This window comes from Robiginitalea sp. (assembly GCF_982776155.1).
Genome location: NZ_CEXZKX010000001.1, coordinates 633760 through 653426, shown reverse-complemented (window position 1 = coordinate 653426; position 19667 = coordinate 633760). Strand labels below are relative to the sequence as shown.

Here is a 19667-nt window from a genome sequence, read left to right as displayed (position 1 = left end):
CCCATAGGAAACATGAAGCCTCAAGCGGGGTGACGATATGATATTTATGGAATTCACAATCAAATTCAGCCTGGTGAATATGATTGGGGATATCCTCGTTGCATTCTATCCGGATATGCCCATCCAGCGCGTGTGACAGTTTGGCAACTGTCGGGAGCGACAGGCAGACAAAAAGCAGCCAGGAAATGAGAATTCGAATCATACAAGAGGGACTCAATGCAAAATAAAGGAATTGACCCGCCTCAGGCTGTTAAATAAAACTTAATTCAAGAGAGGAGAAAACCCAGCCCCATGCGCTGCAGCATCTTCTTTTCGAAATTCCAGAAAAACCGGAACTGGCCGAAGATCCACCCGAAGGTAACTAAGAGCACCTGGTAAAAGGGGAAAATAAGCAGGAGCCGAAGCGTCCAGTAGAGTATTGGCCGCCAGCCGCCCGAACCTTCGCGGAGCGCATCCAGCCCGATCCAGTTCAAAAAAGGCTTGGCCACCCAAACCGAGGCGGACCCGGTAATGGCGAAAACGATCAGGATGACGATTAATTGAAAATTCGAGGTAATTCCCCAGCGCTGTTTAAGTTTCTTCATCTCCGTGTAAACTGGCGGCAAATATACGCATTCATACTCATGTGCCCGGTGCCCCCGGGGCTGGAATCTCCGATTTGTAGGGCCGGAGTATTCCGGGCACGGGGTCAGATTCTCGGTACCCAGGGCCCGAGCCGCTGGTTGTATCGCCGCTGAAAATAGATAAAGTAATTGTAGAGTTTGTAGTTTACCTCGTAGCCATAGTCTACCTGCGGGTCGTAGTCAATCGGGAGGGCGTAGAGGTCGGCCCCGCCGTACTGGGCCGGTTGCAGCGCCCGTTGGTTCCAATTGGTGACGTAGATCTGGTTGCGGTTCTCCAAAAAAGTCTGGGAATAATAGCCTTCGGGTTTGGCGATGCTGACCAGCCAGTTGTAGAAACCCGGTTCGATGATAATGATCTCGTATTCGGTTTCTGCATCGGCAATCCGCACGCTGTCCGGCCCCTGGCTGTTGAGCACTTCCTTTTCCTGCTCGCTCATGGCAATGCCTTGCTGGCCGGAACAGGCGGCCAGCAACAGGGCCAGGGCAGCCACGAGGGTGGTGGAGATAAAATATTTCATAGCGATACTTTCTCTTAAAATAAGAAAAAACCGCCGGAGGTTTTCCGGCGGTTTCGTTAAAAATTCGCTAAACGGGGTGATAGGCCAGCGCCTGATTATCTTCCAAATAGCCCACCGAGCAAGCCACCCAATCCGCCTTTCTTGTTTTGTTTGCTCCCGAGTACCATGTCCGCAACATCATCCAGCACACTGCCGTCCCCGTCGGCGTCTATCAGGCTTTCTATCAGGCTCTGGTTCCGGTGGGGCTGCCCCCCGAGCATGCTGCCCAGGAGTGTATTGAGGCCGTTGGCATCGGAAACATTGTTCTGGGAACGCTGGCGCCCCAGGAACCCCATCAGTATAGGAGCGGCAACCTGCAGGATACTTGCAACCGAGGAGGCGTCCATCCCGGATTTCTGGCTCAGAGCGCTTTCCACGGCCGGCTGCTTGCTTCCCAGGATATGGCCGAGAATCCCGGCGCCGTCCCGCTTCACCTCTGCGTCCACACCCCCGCCAAACAAACCGCCCAGGTCGTCCAGGATACCCCCGGAATGTTTTGAGGAGAGGGCGCTCATCAGGCCCTGGGCCCCGTCCGGAGTAGACACGTTTTTCTTCATGGCCCCCATGAGCAAGGGCATGGCCATGCTCAGTACATCAGCCGTTTGGTCTTCGGGTTCTCCGGTATCCCGGGAAACCCCTTCAATGAGTTGTTTGCCCATCGGGCTGTTGAGTAATTCCAATATTCCGGACATGTGAAAAGGGTTTTAATGGGAGGAGCAATATACGAAAAGATGGGGCCTGCCGGAGGCCTCAATCCGCTTTTTTGAGCAATTCAACTACCTGGCCGGCCAGTTCCAGCCCAATCCGCTCCTGGGCTTCCAGCGTGGAGCCGCCGATATGGGGGCTCAGGGACAGGTCCGGGTTCATCAGCAATCGTACCCCGGGGCGCGGCTCCTCGGCAAACACATCGAGGCCTGCAAAGCTCAGATGGCCCGAATCCAATGCGGCAAGAAGTGCCTCCTCGTCAATGACGCCGCCGCGGGAGGTATTGATCAGGCCCGCACCCCGGGGCATCAGACCCAGTTCCCGGGATCCGATTACCGGGCGGTCCTGGGCCGGGACATGCAGGGTCACGAAATCCGAACGGGAAAGCAACTCATCCAGCCCGAATCCCTGGATTTCCAAATCGTATTGTTGCCCGCCGGCAAATTCAAGGGTCATTACGGCCCTGTCCCTGTGGGTGTCGTGGAAGCAGACTTCCATTCCCAATCCCAGGCCAATCCGGGCAACAGCCTCGCCGATGCCGCCGAACCCGATAATCCCCAGGGTTTTGCCCCGAACCTCCCGCCCGGCGGCATAGGCTTTTTTAAGGGCCCGGAACTGTTGGTCCCCCTCCAGGGGCATATGCCGGTTGGACTCATGCAAAAACCGCGTCCCGCCGAGCAGGTGGGCAAAAACCAGTTCGGCCACCGAGTTGGCGGATGCATTCGGGGTGTGGATTACATGCAACCCTTTTTTGCGGGCATGGGCCACAGCAATATTGTCGAGGCCTACACCCGCACGGCCGATCAGCAGCAAGCCCGGGCAGGCGTCGATCAGTTCCTCGTTTACCTGGGTTGCAGACCTCACCAGCAGGGCGCGGATATTTTCCTTGTTCAGATAGGGGATCAACTGTTCCTGGGCCACCTTGGTGGTCAGTACTTCGAACCCGGCCGATTCCAGTTTGGCGATGGCCGGTTCAGCGAGGCCGTCGTTGGCCAGAATACGCATCATAGGGTATTAGGTTCAGTTTGTAGTCGTATTATCTGCATGAAGCCCTTCAATATCAAGCCTTTCGTTCCAGGTCGCTCATCACATCGACCAAAACCCCAACGCTTTCGAGCGGCAGGGCATTGTACATGGAGGCGCGATAACCACCTACGGACCGGTGGCCGTTCAATCCGTTGATACCTGCTTCCTTCCACATGGCGTCGAATGTTTCCTTCAGTTCGGGCCTGGTGAGGTTGAAGGTCGCGTTCATCAGGGAGCGGTCTTCTTTGGCGGCATACCCCTCAAAGAGGGGGTTCAGGTCGACTTCCGAATACAACAGTTTGGCTTTCTTTTCATTCTGCTCTTCGATGGCCGCAACCCCCCCGAGGTCCCGCAACCACTCCAGGGTAAGCAGGGAGGTATATACAGCGAATACGGGGGGCGTATTGAACATACTGTCCTTGGCTATATGCACCTGGTAATCCAGCATGGACGGGATTTTGCGGCTGACGCGCCCCAGGATCTCCGGCTTTACCACCACCAGGGTGGTACCCGCCGGCCCCATATTTTTCTGGGCACCCGCATAGATGAGGTCGAACTGTGAATAGTCGATTACCCTGGAAAAGATGTCGGAACTCATGTCTGCGATCAGGGGGGCGTCCCCCTTTGGAAAGTCTTTAAACTGGGTGCCGAAAATCGTATTGTTGGAGGTCAGGTGGAGGTAGTCCAGCCCTGCGGGGATGTCAAACCCTTTGGGAATATGGTTGAAGCCGGATTCCCCGGAAGAGGCCACCTCGACAACCTCGCCGAATATCCGGGCCTCCTTGATCGCTTTGTCGCTCCAGGTCCCCGTGTTGATATATCCCGCCCGCTTTTCAAGCAGGTTGTAGGCCACCATCAGGAATTCCAGGCTGGCGCCACCCTGCAGGAAAAGAACTTCGTATCCCTTCCCTTCGAGCTGCATCAGTTCAAGGACCAGGCTGCGCGCCCTCTCCATAATGTCCACAAAGGCGGGGCTCCGGTGGGAGATTTCGATAAGTGAAAGGCCGGAACCGTCCAGTTCCACCACGGCCTCGGCCGCTTTTTTCATAACGGATTCCGGCAGGATACACGGGCCGGCGCTGAAGTTGTGTTTTTTCATCGGTCGATTGATTTGTTTCTGCAGGGGTTTGCGCAAAAGTACACAATTACTGCTCCGGATTTGAAGCCGGGATTTCCTGGAGGAATGCAATGGTATCCACCCCATCTGCATAGGCGTCCAGGGCCGGCTGCTGGGCCTGGCCGAACGGAATGGCCCCTGCCAGGGTGTCCGGGCCAACCACGCATTGAAGATCGCCGGAAAGCGCATCGAGACGGTTCTGCAATTCCCGCATAGAGGTGTAGGTTTCATAAAACAGCGTGCCGATGGGTGAACCCAGGCCGGGATCTTCTTTAAGCAGCAGGAAGCCGTTGTCGAGCATGGCCGACCCGCTCATCAAATACACCGCTTTGTTGTAATCGTAGTTGTTGGCGTACTTCTGATGGTCGATTCGGTGTTTGTGGGCATAGCAGGCCGTGAAAAACGGGTCAAAGTCATAGCCATCCGGCACGAATAGCTTTGAGACGCTCCGGCAACCCAACCCGAAATAGCGGAAGATATCGTCTGCAAGGCCGCCGAGTTCTTCCGGGGATTCCGAACCGGTCAGTACGGCAACGCTGCTGCGGTTCATCCGGATGATGTGCGGGCGGGACCCGAAATAATATTCAAAATACCTGCTCGTGTTATTGCTCCCGGTGGCAATGACCGCATCGTACGCCTTCAGCGTCCCGTCCTCGAACCGGTACCGCCCGTCGAGGCTGGGCTCAAAACCCGTCAGCAGGCTGGCCAGGTGGGGCAGGAGGATGTTGTCGGAGGAAGAACATTTTACCAGGGCCCGGTTCCCGGTCAATAAGACGGATATAAAGTCGTGGAATCCCACCAGCGGGACGTTGCCCGCCAGGATAAGGGCAACGGTAAGTGGTTCGCCGGATGGGCTGTCATAGGCCGCGAGCCACTTCTTGAGGCGGTCTTTCCTCAGCAGATCCCCCCACTGCTGCAACGCATAGGTCACTTCTTCCCGGGTAAACCAGGGATTCTGCAACCGCGCCTGTTCCATTGTGGCTGTCAACTGGTGAAAGGCTTTGTTGCCGGAAGCTTCACGGGTAGTATCGGCAATACCGGAGGTTTCACGGGAAGCATCGGCAAGAAATTCCCGGAGGAAATCCCCAAGTTGGACCAGGGCGCTGAAGCTTGGATCGGGTTGTGCCATACTATTTGTGTCCTATGGGATTAGCAGTTACCTTTGTGCAAAAATAGAGATACCGGGGCCGCCTGCCAAGGGGTGCCGGTAGAATGTAGGAGATTTGAAACAGTGAGGCTATGGCGATTATCATAACAGACGAGTGTATAAACTGCGGGGCCTGTGAACCCGAATGCCCGAATACCGCAATCTACGAGGGGGCGGACGAATGGCGATACAGCGACGGGACTTCTCTTGAAGGCAACGTGGTCCTCCCCAATGGGAAGGAAGTAGACGCAGATGCCGTGCAGGAACCCATCAGTGATGAAGTTTATTACATCGCCCCGGACAAGTGTACGGAATGCATGGGCTTCCACGAAGAACCCCAGTGCGCGGCCGTATGCCCGGTAGATTGCTGCGTCCCGGACGACGACCATGTGGAAACCGAAGAGGAACTGCTCGGCAAGCAGCGCTTCATGCACCCGGAAGGATAGGTCGCTTCAAGGGGTGGGCAGGTCGCCCCGCCATGTCGTTTGGGCTAATCTTTCCCGGCACGGAAATTCTTCATTTCTTCCAGGGGTGCAATTACCTGCGTATCCTCCCAGATGGTCGGTTCGTATTGCAGAATCTTTTGAATCCGGATTTTCTCCGGTTCCGTGTACCCGGCCAATGTGTGAAATTCAGCAGGATCTGCCGGGCTTAAAAGCACGGACTCCCGTTGCCGTACCCCGCCCTCCATCAGAAAATCAAAACGCACCTTTTTCCTGCGCCGGCTGTTCTCAATAAACTTTAAGCTGCGATGCAGGTAAATGTAATTGCCATATTCATTTTGAATAAAATAGGGGTCGTAGGTGTTTTGTTCGTTTCGTTTAAAAATCGCAGTACCCCGGCTGAGGTTTTCCACGTATTTAATCCCCAGGAGCAGCTTCAGGTTCACCTTGTCGCCACGCCGGCCGCGGCCATAGGCATAATCGGCCTTCAGTACGGCAAATGAGGTGGCATCCACAAAGAACGTCCCGGCGTATTTCGCCTTCCTTTTACGGGGTGTGAATTCGATGGCGTACACGTAATTTCCGTCAAAATAGGTGGCTTCCACAAACCGGTATTCGTAGAGGTCCCCGTCCAGGAACCTACGGAGTTTTGTCCCATCCCTCCAGCTGGCAATTCCCAGTATTCCCTGGCTCCTGCCTTTCAGGTAGTCGTATTCGGAACTATCGCTTTCCCGGTTTTCAGCTTCCATAAACTCCTTTCCGGGCGAAATGCTGTCCTCGATCTTGAACAATCCGGTTTTGACCTTATAGGTTTGGCTGCTGTCCAGGTGTGCCAGGATGATGTTCTGGGCGCGAGCCTGTATGTCGTCCATGGAATACCCCTTTTTGTGGTCGGTCAGTTCCGTGGCACGGTCCACCCGGAGGATGGCAGTGGTATCGTCCACTACAGCCAGGTTGCCCTTGAAATCCAGGAACATCCGGGCATCGCTTCGCACAATGTCCTCCCCGAGTTTTCTGAGGCGTTTGTCGGCAGCATTCAGGGCCCGGCGGTTCAGGTCGGATGCTTTTTCCAATTCCAGCTGCAGGTCTTCGAATTGCATGTATTCGGACTCTCTGAAGAAAATTTCAAAAGCTTTTCCCGATAGCGGGTAGTTGGTGGAAAGGCGTTGCCGCACCTGCTCGATGATCTCCTCAGCCCCGGGCACCCGGCTGGTAAGCCGGACTTCATTCAGGTTGATGGCAGCAGGCTGTATGCGGATGGGCCCGGACTGCGCCCGGAGTCGGTCATGTTCCAGTTCAAGGGTCCGGTAGCCCATACAGGAAATCCGGACAGCCCGGCTGCTGAGGCCTTCGGGGTTCAGGGTAAAATACCCTTCCTCGTTGCTGATGGTGCCTTTGCCGGGTCCGGTCTCCACGGAGGCAAAGGGGACGGGTTCGTCCGAGTTTGCGTCCACAACCCGAAAGGTGGCGGATTGCGCAAAAGCAAGGCTGCTTACCAGGAAAAATAGCAGCAACTGAATTATTCGCATAATGGCTGGGTTCTCTTAAATGGACGCACGGGAAGGAGATTTGTTACCGACTCGTGAAAATTTAACGTCGAATACCGGCCGGATACCGGCTGAAACGGGATATTGGCCTATATTTGCAGCCGTAAATCGGGAGCCTGAGTGCTCTGCAAGATCGAACCCATGAAAGCCGGAATTGTAGGATTGCCAAATGTCGGAAAATCGACCCTTTTTAATTGCCTGTCCAATGCGAAGGCCCAGAGTGCAAACTTTCCGTTTTGCACCATCGAACCGAATATCGGGGTAGTCAACGTCCCGGACCCGCGCCTGAAAAAGCTGGAATCCCTTGTTCAGCCGCAGCGCGTGGTGCCTGCCACCGTCGAAATCGTCGATATCGCCGGACTCGTCAAAGGCGCCAGCAAAGGGGAGGGGCTGGGCAACCAATTCCTCGGGAATATCCGGGAAACCGATGCCATCCTGCACGTCTTGCGCTGTTTTGACAATGACAACGTGGTCCATGTGGACGCGTCGGTAGATCCGATCCGCGACAAGGAGACCATCGATATGGAATTGCAGCTGAAGGACCTGGAAACCGTGGAAAAGCGCCTGGAAAAGGTGGGAAGGTCCGCCCGCACCGGCAACAAGGAGGCCCAAAAGGAAGCCTCGGCCCTGGAGCGATTAAAAAAGGGACTGGAATCCGGCACCTCCGTCCGGGCTATCGGATTCGAAGAGGACGATTACCGGGAATTTGTGGCCCCCCTGCAGCTGATTACCGACAAGCCTGTCCTGTATGTCTGCAACGTAGACGAACAGGCGGCCACAACCGGGAATGCATATGTGGACCGCGTTCGGGAGGCCGTTGCCGGGGAACAGGCAGAAGTATTGGTCCTGGCCGTAGCCACGGAGGCGGACATCAACGAGTTGGAAACCTTTGAGGAGCGCCAGCTTTTCCTGGAAGATTTGGGACTGGACGAGCCCGGATCGTCAAAGCTCATCCGCTCTGCCTACAGCCTGCTTAACCTGCAGACCTATTTCACCGCAGGGGAGAAGGAAGTGCGGGCGTGGACCATACCCGTGGGGTCGTCAGCTCCTCAGGCAGCGGCGGTTATCCACACAGACTTTGAGAAAGGCTTTATTCGCGCAGAGGTCATTTCCTATGACGATTACATCCGGTACGGCAGCGAAGCGAAGGTTCGGGAAGCAGGAAAAATGCGCGTTGAAGGCAAGGAATACATCGTACAGGACGGGGATGTGATGCATTTCCGGTTCAACGTCTGATGTGCCTGCCCGGGGAGCAGGCCTCACCGCCGCAACGTCGGGCCGCAGCTTTTGCGTATAGTGGGGGCATTAAAGTAATCAACAAACGCCGGCCGGTATTGTTAATTACTTTGGGAAGCCCCGATTTTATTTTCTTTTGCTATATTTTATATTAGCGGGTTAAACCCCTGAGTGCATGGCGCAATCCCAATATACCGAAGAGAATATCCGTTCCCTCGACTGGAAGGAGCACATCCGGATGCGCCCCGGTATGTATATCGGGAAGCTCGGCGACGGCTCCTCGGCCGATGACGGCATCTATATCCTCCTGAAGGAAGTGATCGACAACTGCATCGACGAGTTTGTGATGGGGGCCGGGAAGACCATCGAGATCACGATCCGGGAGGACAAGGTAACCGTCCGGGACTACGGGCGGGGCATCCCGCTGGGTAAGGTAGTGGAGGTGGTCTCCAAAATGAACACCGGCGGCAAATACGATACCCGGGCCTTTAAAAAAGCCGTGGGCCTGAACGGGGTGGGGACCAAGGCGGTCAATGCCCTTTCCACCTATTTCCGCGTGGAATCCAACCGGGATGGCAAGTCCAAGGCCGCCGAGTTCGAAACCGGCGACCTGAAGAACGAGGAGTTCCTGGAGGAAACCTCCCGCAAGCGGGGTACCAAGGTCACCTTTACCCCGGATGAAACCATTTTCAAGAAATACAAATACCGGAGCGAGTACGTGGAACGGATGCTCCGGAACTACGTATACCTGAACCCGGGGCTTACCATTGTGTTCAACGGGGAGAAATTCCACTCCGAAAACGGCCTGAAGGACCTCTTGCAGGACAACAACAGCGCTGACGACCTGCTCTATCCGATCATCCACCTGAAAGGGGAGGATATCGAGGTGGCCCTGACCCACAGCAAAACACAGTACAGCGAAGAGTACCATTCCTTTGTCAACGGGCAGCACACTACCCAGGGCGGGACGCACCAGAGTGCCTTCCGCGAAGCGCTGGTTAAGACCTTACGGGATTTCTACGGCAAGAACTACGATCCTTCCGACGTGCGGAAATCCGTGATATCCGCCATCTCCATCAAGGTGATGGAACCGGTGTTCGAAAGCCAGACCAAGACCAAGCTGGGTTCCACGGACATGGGGGGCAACCTGCCTACCGTCCGGACCTACATCAATGATTTTGTGGGCAGGGAACTCGATAACTACCTGCATAAAAACCCGCAAACCGCAGAACTCATCCAGCGGAAGATCCAGCAGGCAGAACGGGAGCGCAAGGAACTCTCCGGTATTCGCAAACTCGCGCGGGAGCGCGCCAAGAAGGCCAGCCTGCATAATAAGAAATTACGGGATTGCCGGGTGCACCTGGACAATATGAAAAACGACCGCCGGCTGGAGACCACGCTGTTTATCACCGAGGGGGATTCAGCCTCCGGTTCCATCACCAAATCCCGGGACGTCAACACCCAGGCGGTATTCAGCCTGCGCGGGAAGCCGCTGAACTCCTACGGGATGAGCAAGAAAATCGTCTATGAGAACGAGGAATTCAACCTGTTGCAGGCAGCTCTGAACATCGAGGAATCCCTGGAAGACCTGCGCTATAACAACATCGTGATCGCGACGGATGCGGACGTCGACGGGATGCATATCCGGTTGCTTTTGATCACTTTTTTCCTGCAATTTTTCCCCGAAATCATCAAGGAGGGCCACCTCTACATCCTGCAAACGCCGCTCTTCCGGGTGCGGAATAAAAAGGAAACCATCTATTGCTACAGCGAGGAGGAGAAGCGGGAGGCCGTTAAAAAGCTTAAAGGGAAACCTGAAATCACGAGGTTTAAAGGGCTCGGGGAGATTTCCCCAGACGAATTCCAGCACTTTATCGGCGAGGACATCCGCCTGGAACCCGTGATGCTGGACAAGGCGATGTCCATCGAGGAACTTCTCAAATTCTATATGGGCAAGAATACGCCGGACCGGCAGGAATTCATTATCGAAAACCTGAAAGTTGAAGTGGACCTGGTAGAAGAAAACCAATTGTAAGCAGCCCGGCTCAATGGAAGAAAACGCCCCACCAAACGATCCGAACCAACAGGAAGCGGAGCAGGAAGCCCTGACCCGGGTAACCGGCATGTACAAGGACTGGTTCCTGGATTACGCCTCCTACGTGATCCTGGAACGTGCCGTGCCGGCCATTGAAGACGGTTTCAAGCCCGTGCAACGGCGAATCATGCACGCCCTCAAGGAGATGGACGACGGCCGCTATAACAAGGTGGCCAACGTCGTGGGTCAGACCATGCAGTACCACCCCCACGGGGATGCGAGTATTGCCGACGCCATGGTCCAGATAGGGCAGAAGGACTTGCTGATCGATACCCAGGGGAACTGGGGGAACATCCTAACGGGGGACGGGGCGGCTGCCTCGCGGTATATCGAGGCGCGCCTGTCGAAATTTGCCCTTGAGGTAGTCTTCAGCCCAAAAATAACCGAATGGCAGCTCAGCTACGACGGGCGGAAGAAGGAGCCTGTCCACCTGCCCGTGAAGTTTCCGCTGTTGCTGGCCCAGGGGGCCGAGGGGATCGCTGTCGGCCTTTCGACCAAGATCCTGCCCCACAACTTCATCGAGCTGATTGACGCCAGCATCAAGCACCTGCAGGGAAAACGCTTCAAGCTCTATCCGGACTTCCCGACGGCCGGCATCATCGATATCGGCAATTACAACGACGGGGAACGCGGCGGGAAGGTGCGGGTACGCGCCCGTATCGCCCAGCAGGACAAAAACACGCTGGTTATCAGCGAGATCCCATACGGCACCAATACCTCTTCGCTGATCGATTCCATCCTCAAGGCAAACGACAAAGGAAAAATCAAGATCAAAAAGATCGAGGACAATACGGCAGCCGAGGTGGAAATCCTGGTGCACCTGCCCAGCGGGATATCGCCGGATAAAACCATCGATGCGCTCTATGCCTTCACGGCCTGTGAGACGTCCATCTCCCCCCTGGGGTGTATCATCGAAGACAACAAGCCTGTCTTTATGGGCGTCAGCGAGATGCTCCGCCGGTCCACGGACCACACTGTAGAACTTCTGCAGGCCGAATTGGAAATCCTCCTGGGGGAACTCCAGGAGCAGTGGCACGCCGCCTCCCTGGAACGGATATTTATCGAAAACCGGATTTACCGGGACATCGAAGAGGAGGAGACCTGGGAGGGGGTTATCGCAGCTATCGGGAAAGGCCTCAAGCCGCACACGGGCCACCTCCGTCGCGAGGTGACCGAAGAGGACATCGTCCGCCTGACCGAGATCCGGATCAAGCGGATCTCCCGTTTCGACCTGGACAAGGCCCAGGAGCATCTGGACAACCTGGAAAAGCGGATCGCAGAGACCAAACACCACCTGGCGCACCTCACGGATTACGCCATCGACTATTTCAGGGAGCTCAAAAAGAATTTCGGGGCCGGGCGGGAGCGCAAATCGGAAATCCGGGTTTTCGACGAGATCGAGGCTACCAAAGTGGTGATCCGCAACACGAAACTCTATGTAAACCGGGAAGAGGGATTTATCGGAACTTCCCTCCGCAAGGACGAGTACGTCACCGATTGCAGCGACATCGACGACATCATTGTATTTACAAAGTCCGGGCAGATGATGATTACCCGGGTGGATTCCAAGACGTTTGTCGGCAAGAATATCATCCACGTGGCGGTTTATAAGAAAAAAGACAAGCGCACTACCTACAACATGATTTACAAGGATGGCCGCGGGGGGCCGAGTTACGTCAAGCGCTTCAACGTAACGGCATTTACCCGCGACAAGCTCTACGACCTGACCACCGGCAAGGCCCAGTCCGAAGTGCTCTACTTTACCGCGAACCCGAATGGGGAAGCTGAGGTGGTGACGGTTAACCTGCGGCAATCCGGCAGTATCAAGAAGCTGAAATGGGACCTGGATTTTGCCGATGTGATGATCAAGGGGCGCAACGCCAAGGGGAATATCGTGACCAAATATTCCGTCAAGCGCATCGAGCTTAAGGAAAAGGGCCTGTCCACCCTCAAACCCCGGAAAATCTGGTTCGACGAAACGGTCCAGCGACTCAACGTGGACGGGCGGGGCGAATTGCTGGGCCAGTTCACCCCTGAAGACCGCTTGCTGATCGTAAACCAGAAAGGGGACGTCAAAACGGTCATCCCCGAGCTGACCATGCACTTTGACCCGAACATGATTGTCCTGGAAAAATGGAAACCGGAGAAGCCGCTTTCCGCCATCTACTGGGAAGGGGAGAAGGAGCTCTTTTACGTAAAACGCTTTCTGATTGAGAATCCGGACAAGGAGGAAAACATCCTGACGGACCACCCGGATTCCTATCTCGAGAAACTATTTACCGATTACCGGCCCGTGGCGGAGGTGGTCTTTGCCAAAAAGCGGGGGCAGGAACGCAAGCCCAACCTGGAGGTGAACCTGGAGGAATTCATCGCTGTCAAGGGCATCACGGCCATGGGCAACCAGCTCACCCGGGAAAAGGTCCTGGAGATCAATGCGCTGGCGCCTCTTCCCTATGAGGAGCCGGAGAAAAAGGAGGCACGTGATATCGAGGTGGTGGATGAGCAGGACGTGGACGGAAAACCGGGGTCCAAAGGTACTGCCAAAAAAGCCTCCGGGGGCTCCGGAAATGAAGGGGGCTCCGGGAATGACGGGGACTCCGGAAAAGGCCGTGGCTCCGGAAGCGGCGGTGGCTCCGGAAATGCCGGGGGTGACGAAACCAAAAACGGAGGCGAAAGCCAGGGAACCCTTTTCTAACAGTACGGGAAATGAAAGGATTTATCCGGGAGTTTAAGAATTTCGCCATCAAAGGCAACATGTTCGACATGGCAATCGGCATCATCATCGGCACGGCCTTCAACAACGTGGTGAATGCCCTGGTAAAGGAAATACTGACCCCGCCCCTTGCCTTTTTTACCAGCGAGGTACAATTTACCAATATGCGGTGGGTTATCCGCGAGGCCACCGATACGCAGGAGGAAATTACCATGGGTTACGGAATACTCCTGGAGGCTTTGATTGACTTCGGCATAATTGCGCTGACGATATTCCTGCTGATCAAGGCCTTGAACCGCATCCGCAGCCGGGCCGAGGACCCTGCAGACAAGGCGGAAGTAACCCCCAAGGAAATCGAGTTGCTCGCCCGGATCGAAGGGCTTATGCACGAACAGAACCAAATACTCAAGCAAAAGAAAAATAAATGAATCCGCAATTTAACCTTTCATTATTGCCGACAATCCCCAAATTTTAGTATCATGTGCGAATCTCAGATTAATTCATTTTTCAAGCTGAAGCCCCAATTATGGAATTAACCAGCCCCCTGGTATACGGAGTTCCCTGTTTTATCGCTTTAATACTCCTGGAGTTGGCCTATAGCAAGGCTCACGGAGACGATCATATTTACAAATGGAAAGACCTATTGGCCAGCGGGACCATGGGTGTTGGGTCTGCAATCCTCAGCCCCCTTTTGAAAGTTATCTTCGCGATTGTCCTATTTGAAGGAGTCTATAATCTTTTTAACCCGCTTGTGGACGGGGAGCATGTTAACATCCTTGGATATGGTCCGTTGGGCTATGCCTGGTACGTCTGGCTTTTGTGTATGCTGGCGGACGATTTCACGTATTATTGGTTCCATCGGGCCAACCACGAGATCCGATTGTTCTGGGCGGCGCATATCGTGCATCACTCATCCGATAATTTCAACCTGGGAACGGCAGTCAGGAATGGTTGGTTTACGTTGCTTTACAAGCCATTGTTTTACGCCTGGATGCCCGCTGTGGGCTTTCCGCCGGAAATGGTCCTGGTTTGCCTGGGAATCGAAGCTTTGTGGCAGTTTCAACTGCATTCGCAATACATCCCGAAACTGGGCCCGCTCGAAGCCATTATCAACTCGCACACAATGCACCAGGTACACCATGCGCAGAATATCGAGTACCTGGACAAGAACCACGGGGGTATCCTCAATATTTTCGACCGGATGTTCGGGACCTGGAAACCGTTGGACGAATCCGTGGATATTCGGTACGGCGTCATCCACGCGCCGAATTCCTACAATCCGATCGTTATTCTCACCCATGAATACAAAGACATCTGGAATGACGTGAAGAAGGCCAAAAAGTTTTCGCACGCCCTGATGTACATCTTCGGCCCCCCGGGATGGAGCCCGGACGGGAGTACGCTCACTGTCAAGCAACAGCAACGCGAATTTCGCAAGCAGCGCAAACAAAGGATGCAGGAGAAGTTGATTACAAAACCCGCTACCTAGGCGCGGGTTTCCTATTGTCCGAAATGATCTCGGGACGGGGACGCCCAAATAGTGCAACCGGGGGTCGGAGCTGGCAAAAGCCTCAATAATTGTCAGTCGGTCTTAATGGCTGTCCCGCGGGAAGTGCGGGCGGTGCCTACCAGTTTGTATTCAAAAGTATACGTATTATCCCCGGTGGTCAATATTTTGACGTGGATGGGTTTCTCTTCATTGCGATTGGCCGGGTTCAGGTTGGAAAGGATGTATTCGCAATCGTTGATCCATCGCACGGAAGCCGAATCGGTAGACCCGGCAAACTCCGAGACTTCCAAATCTTCAGTCCGGGTAAATACGGTGGTTTGTTCTTCCCCGTCGATAGTAGCGGTAAACCGAAAGGTCCCCGTGCGGAAGTCGGCGCATTCGCGGGTGGGCTGGTAACATCCAGAGGATAACAACGCCAGGGATGCCAAAGCGGGAAACAAGAGGGTTTTTATCGTTGAATTCATGCCTGCAAAGATACAAACTATGCCCATCCCAAAGACGCAGCTCAGAGTTCGCCGGGAAAATAGCTTTCGAAAGTGCCATCGGAGTAAAAGATCACAATTTTATCGATGGCCCGGTTTGTTTCGATGGTAGGCACCGCAGGTTCCCGACGGGTCGTGGTCGGCCTGGAGGGAGTGGAAGGGAAGGTGCCTTTCCCGTTGAGCAGCCAGTACAGATCCACTTCAGGATACTTCCGGATTACCTTCATGACAAAATCAAGGCTCGGCTTGTTCCTTCCGCTTAACAGGTGGGAAATGGTGGAGCGGGGAACCCCGATGGCATCAGCAAAACCGGAGGCGGTTTGTTCGTAATATGCGAGGATGCGCTCGAGTCTTCCGATAAAATCTTCCGTGTTTACCATTGTAAAAAACGCTTATGGAAATTTAGCTGCGCCAGCTTCGATCCATATTCATATAGTACTAAAAAAATTAAATCATTAAATCAATTAACAACATATAAATAACTGAAAAGAAATACAATAAATAAATATTCACACATCTTGATTACAAATGTAAATTCACTGGATTTGCCATGTAATTTACGCAATTGAAATTTTCCTTTTGTTTTACAAATGTAAAAAATAAGCGGGTTAACTTTGTGGTAAACCTGTCAATTCCGATGGACCGACACGAGTATGAAACGCATCGCATCAATGATATTTCCGGACGCTACCTCCCGCCGGACACCCTGGATAGAATATTGCAGAAATTGCCAGGGAACCCCAACACCACAGAAGTAGGAAAATCGGTAAGCGGATTGCCTATTTACAAGGTGCGATTGGGCAACGGGCCCATCCGCGTCCTGATGTGGTCACAAATGCACGGCAACGAGTCTACGACTACCAAGGCGGTTTTGGACCTGATGCATTATTTGTTATCCGGCTCCCGGGAGGTGGAATTTCTGAAAGGCCAACTGACCATAGATATGCTGCCGATGCTGAATCCGGATGGTTCCCTTGCGTACATACGGGAAAATGCCAACGGTACCGACCTGAACCGGGACGCCCATCAACGGAAAGAGCCGGAAAGTGAAGTCCTGCGGGCTTGTTATGAGAAATTCCAACCGCATTTCTGCCTGAACCTGCACGATCAGCGGACGATTTACAACCTGGGGGCATCGCCCATCCCGGCTACCCTATCCTTTCTGGCCCCTTCTGCCGACGCGGATCGCGGGCTCCCGGATAATCGTGTGCGCGCCATGGAGTTGATTGCAGCAATTGCGCAGGATCTTCGGGAGGTCCTGCCCGGTGGGATTGGTCGGTACGACGACAGTTTTAACCCGAACTGCGTGGGCGACCAGTTCCAGATGGATGGTGCCGCGACGCTGCTGTTCGAAGCCGGCCACTTTCCCGGTGACTATTCCCGGGAACACACGCGTTTTTTTGTATTCAGGGCGTTGCTCAGCTGCCTTAACCGGATTGCCGACGGTTCGTATGCATCTTTTTCAACTGCTCACTACCTGTCCCTGCCGGCTAACGGAAAATTGCTGGTTGACCTGCGTATTCGCAACGCCGGCCACTTGTTCCCCCACTTCGGGCAAGATGAGGACCTGGCGATCCAATACCGGGAGGTGCTCCGAGACGGGAGGATCCATTGGGTACCCGAATGGCCGGAAGAAGGCCTGACCGAGGGACGTTATGGACATCGCGAATGGGATGCCGCCCGGGAGGCAGACCGGGAGGAAATCTTAAAAACCCCTGGTTTGCTGCGACTTCTGGAAAAAGGCCAATCCTCTTGATTGTTGCATTATATTCAAAATATTATAGCTTTAGATGCATAATATTTCTTAAATAGTTATTTTAGCCTAAAATTTTTTGAAATGGGCAAAGTAAAACTGGATGAAATCGATCACCAGATCCTCGACATGCTGATCGACAATACGCGTACTCCCTTTACGGATATTGCCAAAAAACTCCTGATTTCCGCCGGGACCGTACACGTACGGGTAAAGAAGATGGAGGAAGCCGGGATCATCAAGGGCAGTTCCCTGACCCTGGATTACGTGAAACTGGGGTATTCCTTTATCGCCTATGTGGGGATTTTTCTCGAAAAAACCCACCAGACCAAATTCGTCCTGGAACGGCTTACGCAGATTCCGAATGTTACGGTAGCACACATTACTACTGGCAAATTCAATATTTTCTGTAAAATACGGGCCAAAGACACAAACCACGCCAAAAATATCATCTTCAAGATCGACGATATCGAAGGGATCAGCCGGACGGAGACGATGATTTCCCTTGAGGAAAGCATCAACGACAAAAAACGGCTGATGCATACCATTTTCAACGAGCTGTAACCAGGGCATATGAAACGCTCCGAACTAACCGACGCGGATTGCCCGGAGTTCTATCGGGGGTATCTCGACACCTTGCCCGGGGATGCCGATCTGTTGGAGATGCTCGAGCGGCAGCACCGAAATTTCCCGGAATTTATCCTGAGTATTCCCGATAATCTGATGGGGCATCGCTATGCCGACGGAAAGTGGAGCGTGGCGGAATGCCTGGGTCATGTCTACGATGCTGAACGCGTGTTCCAATACCGGGCCGTTTGCTTTGGTCGGAAGGACGCGACCCCGCTGCCCGGGTTTGACCAGGATACCTGGATATCGGGCAACCCGTCCCGGGAATGGTCCAGGGAACGCCATATTGAAGAATATCAGGCGGTAAGGAAGTCAACCCTGTCGCTGTTCCGGGACTTTTCCCGGGAAGACCTGGCGTACCTGGGTACAGCCAGCGGGAATACCATCAGCCTGGGCGCCATAGGCTTTATCATCTGCGGCCACCAGCGGCACCACCGGAATATCATCCGGTCGCGGTATTTGGGGGAATAACCCGCTTCCGGGAGTGTTGCCGGGGCCGGCACCCTGAGTCTATCAGTCTTCCTCCAGTTGCAAATCGGTTTCCAGCGAACCGTCGTACTCGTTTTCCAGGCCGGGTACATCCGAATCCCGGTCTTCATCCAGTTCCAGAAAGTCCGACATCAGCCGGTTCAGGTCCTGTCCGATTTTCACCAGGTACAAGGCTTCCGGCGTTGGCAGTTCAACTGCCTCGATCCATTCACCCCGCGCATTTTTAAACGTCAGCAGGTCTTCATCCCCATAGCCCTGGGGATAGTGTTGCAGGAGGGCAGCTGCCAACTCCTGGGTGAGTTTCCGGTAATCGATGATAATACGCTTCATAGTAATGGGTTGGTTACCCGGGGATTACCCGGAGGTTTGTCTTCCGAATCTAAAAGAATTCAGCCGCAGACCCGGAAAAGAGTTGTGAAGCGTTGAAAAAAAGTAGGTGAACCGGCTATTCCGCGTAGTAATCGAATGACGCTTCCAACAAATCGGCGGGGACTTCCTGGTTGTAGGTAGCCTTTCCAATTTGTTCCAGCAGTGTAAAGAGTACCTTGCCGTGCGTATTTTTCTTATCGTGGATAAGCAGACGGACAATCTCCGGGCGATGTTCCCGGGGTATGTCCACGCGGGGGTAATGCGATAGCAGTACGTCCCGAATCTCATTGGCCTGATGTTCCGGGAGGTCGCAAAGGCGCGTGGCCAGAAAGGCTTCCAGGATCATTCCGATGACGATGGCCTCCCCGTGTAGTAACGTTTCCAGGTCCGGATGGCCCAAAAAATGCGATTCGATGGCGTGCCCGAGAGTATGCCCGAAATTCAGGATTTTCCGCAGGTTTTTCTCGGTAGGGTCCTGCTGCACGACTTCGTTCTTGAGGGCCACCGAATGCCGGATATGGGCCACCGCATCCGCCGGGGTTTCCAGGGCAGCCAGCTGCCTCCAATAGTCGGCGTCCCGGATGAGCCCGTGTTTGAGCATCTCGGCAAATCCGCTGCGGAGTTCCCTGGGGTCCAGTGTTTTTAGGAAAACCTTGCAGATGAGGACCATTTCCGGTTGGTTGATCACCCCCACCTGGTTTTTCAGGGGCCCCAGGTCCACCCCGGTTTTGCCCCCTACCGAAGCATCCACCATGGCGAGCAGGGAGGTGGGGATATTGATAAACCGGATTCCCCGCTGGTAGGTGGAGGCGACAAAGCCCCCGAGGTCGGTGACAACGCCCCCGCCCAGGTTCACCAGGAGGCTATGCCGGTCCGCACCCGACGCGGAAAGGCCTTCCCACACTTCCATACAGCTCCCAATATGCTTGTGGGCTTCCCCGGCTTTTATTTCCAGGCAGGTCCAGGAGGCGGCTTCCGGGATCCAACGGATCAATTCCGGCAGGCAGTGTTGCGCGGTATTGTTATCGGTGAGAACAAATATCCGGGAGTACGACGTTTTGGATATGTGGTCCCGAAGGGCCTCAATCGCCGCATCCTCGAAAAACACCGCGTGGGAATCGGTCTGGATGGCATTCATGGAAAGCTGCTTTCTGGGCAAAATAACCGATTTTTTTCATTAAATCCTTCCAGCGGGACTAAGTATATTTGCGCGTGAGACATCAAATTG

The 19667-nt window shown here is 54.2% G+C and carries 20 protein-coding genes; 9 read left to right on the top strand and 11 right to left on the bottom strand.

Translation table 11 applies throughout. The features are described 5' to 3' along the window. Positions 1-266: 266 nt before the first annotated feature. From AC3DKS_RS02720 to AC3DKS_RS02695, 6 genes are all read right to left on the bottom strand, one after another. On the bottom strand, positions 267-584 hold the full coding sequence (locus tag AC3DKS_RS02720; protein ID WP_015755034.1) for a DUF6787 family protein: 318 nt from the start codon (positions 582-584) through the stop codon (positions 267-269). A 104-nt stretch (positions 585-688) separates the two neighbouring features. Beyond that, positions 689-1141, bottom strand: coding sequence for a DUF6146 family protein (locus AC3DKS_RS02715; protein WP_272607355.1), 453 nt, complete (start codon positions 1139-1141; stop codon positions 689-691). 95 nt (positions 1142-1236) lie between these two features. Next, a complete protein-coding gene (locus tag AC3DKS_RS02710; protein WP_272607354.1) occupies positions 1237-1872 on the bottom strand; it encodes a DUF937 domain-containing protein in 636 nt (211 codons plus the stop codon). Positions 1873-1930: 58 nt separating this feature from the next. Then, entirely contained in the window at positions 1931-2890 is a 960-nt protein-coding gene (locus tag AC3DKS_RS02705) for a D-2-hydroxyacid dehydrogenase (protein ID WP_041327807.1), read from the bottom strand. Positions 2891-2945: 55 nt separating this feature from the next. Continuing rightward, entirely contained in the window at positions 2946-4010 is a 1065-nt protein-coding gene (gene serC / locus AC3DKS_RS02700; RefSeq protein ID WP_272607353.1) for a 3-phosphoserine/phosphohydroxythreonine transaminase, read from the bottom strand. A 46-nt stretch (positions 4011-4056) separates the two neighbouring features. Continuing rightward, a complete protein-coding gene (locus tag AC3DKS_RS02695; RefSeq protein ID WP_272607352.1) occupies positions 4057-5157 on the bottom strand; it encodes an acyl-CoA reductase in 1101 nt (366 codons plus the stop codon). A 110-nt stretch (positions 5158-5267) separates the two neighbouring features. On the opposite strand from AC3DKS_RS02695, the gene AC3DKS_RS02690 reads away from it, so the two are divergent. Beyond that, positions 5268-5621 carry a 4Fe-4S dicluster domain-containing protein gene (locus AC3DKS_RS02690; protein ID WP_015755028.1) on the top strand — a complete coding sequence of 118 codons (354 nt, stop codon included), beginning with the start codon at positions 5268-5270 and terminating at the stop codon, positions 5619-5621. A gap of 44 nt (positions 5622-5665) precedes the next feature. Here the strand turns inward: AC3DKS_RS02690 and AC3DKS_RS02685 are convergent, their stop codons facing one another. Continuing rightward, positions 5666-7147 carry a carboxypeptidase-like regulatory domain-containing protein gene (locus tag AC3DKS_RS02685; protein WP_272607351.1) on the bottom strand — a complete coding sequence of 494 codons (1482 nt, stop codon included), beginning with the start codon at positions 7145-7147 and terminating at the stop codon, positions 5666-5668. Between the two features lie 159 nt (positions 7148-7306). Between AC3DKS_RS02685 and ychF the strand changes: the two genes are divergently transcribed. The 5 genes from ychF (at position 7307) to AC3DKS_RS02660 (ending at position 14698) form a co-directional block, all read left to right on the top strand. Further along, a complete protein-coding gene (ychF, locus tag AC3DKS_RS02680) occupies positions 7307-8401 on the top strand; it encodes a redox-regulated ATPase YchF (RefSeq protein ID WP_272607350.1) in 1095 nt (364 codons plus the stop codon). Positions 8402-8576: 175 nt separating this feature from the next. Then, the gene (locus AC3DKS_RS02675; protein ID WP_015755025.1) at positions 8577-10436 is read left to right on the top strand and encodes a DNA topoisomerase IV subunit B; all 1860 of its coding nucleotides are present in this window, start codon (positions 8577-8579) and stop codon (positions 10434-10436) included. Positions 10437-10449: 13 nt separating this feature from the next. Continuing rightward, entirely contained in the window at positions 10450-13191 is a 2742-nt protein-coding gene (locus tag AC3DKS_RS02670) for a DNA gyrase/topoisomerase IV subunit A (RefSeq protein WP_272607349.1), read from the top strand. 11 nt (positions 13192-13202) lie between these two features. Then, positions 13203-13637, top strand: coding sequence for a large conductance mechanosensitive channel protein MscL (gene mscL, locus AC3DKS_RS02665; protein WP_015755023.1), 435 nt, complete (start codon positions 13203-13205; stop codon positions 13635-13637). A 98-nt stretch (positions 13638-13735) separates the two neighbouring features. Continuing rightward, complete coding sequence (locus AC3DKS_RS02660; protein WP_272607348.1) at positions 13736-14698, top strand: sterol desaturase family protein; 963 nt, start codon at positions 13736-13738, stop codon at positions 14696-14698. A gap of 92 nt (positions 14699-14790) precedes the next feature. On the opposite strand, the gene AC3DKS_RS02655 is transcribed toward AC3DKS_RS02660, so the two are convergent. Further along, on the bottom strand, positions 14791-15183 hold the full coding sequence (locus AC3DKS_RS02655) for a DNA topoisomerase IV (protein ID WP_272607347.1): 393 nt from the start codon (positions 15181-15183) through the stop codon (positions 14791-14793). A gap of 41 nt (positions 15184-15224) precedes the next feature. Next, on the bottom strand, positions 15225-15581 hold the full coding sequence (locus AC3DKS_RS02650) for a helix-turn-helix domain-containing protein (protein WP_272607346.1): 357 nt from the start codon (positions 15579-15581) through the stop codon (positions 15225-15227). Between the two features lie 257 nt (positions 15582-15838). Between AC3DKS_RS02650 and AC3DKS_RS02645 the strand changes: the two genes are divergently transcribed. The 3 genes from AC3DKS_RS02645 to AC3DKS_RS02635 all read left to right on the top strand — a co-directional run bounded on the left by AC3DKS_RS02645 (position 15839) and on the right by AC3DKS_RS02635 (position 18052). Continuing rightward, positions 15839-16957 carry a M14 family zinc carboxypeptidase gene (locus AC3DKS_RS02645; RefSeq protein WP_272607345.1) on the top strand — a complete coding sequence of 373 codons (1119 nt, stop codon included), beginning with the start codon at positions 15839-15841 and terminating at the stop codon, positions 16955-16957. Positions 16958-17038: 81 nt separating this feature from the next. Next, positions 17039-17518 (top strand): Lrp/AsnC family transcriptional regulator, encoded by a 480-nt coding sequence (locus tag AC3DKS_RS02640; RefSeq protein WP_015755018.1) that lies wholly within the window; start codon positions 17039-17041, stop codon positions 17516-17518. A 9-nt stretch (positions 17519-17527) separates the two neighbouring features. Beyond that, the gene (locus AC3DKS_RS02635) at positions 17528-18052 is read left to right on the top strand and encodes a DinB family protein (protein WP_272607344.1); all 525 of its coding nucleotides are present in this window, start codon (positions 17528-17530) and stop codon (positions 18050-18052) included. Between the two features lie 42 nt (positions 18053-18094). Here AC3DKS_RS02635 and AC3DKS_RS02630 read toward each other — a convergent pair whose 3' ends face one another. Then, a complete protein-coding gene (locus AC3DKS_RS02630) occupies positions 18095-18400 on the bottom strand; it encodes a hypothetical protein (protein WP_015755016.1) in 306 nt (101 codons plus the stop codon). A 115-nt stretch (positions 18401-18515) separates the two neighbouring features. Next, entirely contained in the window at positions 18516-19598 is a 1083-nt protein-coding gene (aroB, locus tag AC3DKS_RS02625; protein WP_238528069.1) for a 3-dehydroquinate synthase, read from the bottom strand. Between the last annotated feature and the right edge of the window lie 69 nt (positions 19599-19667).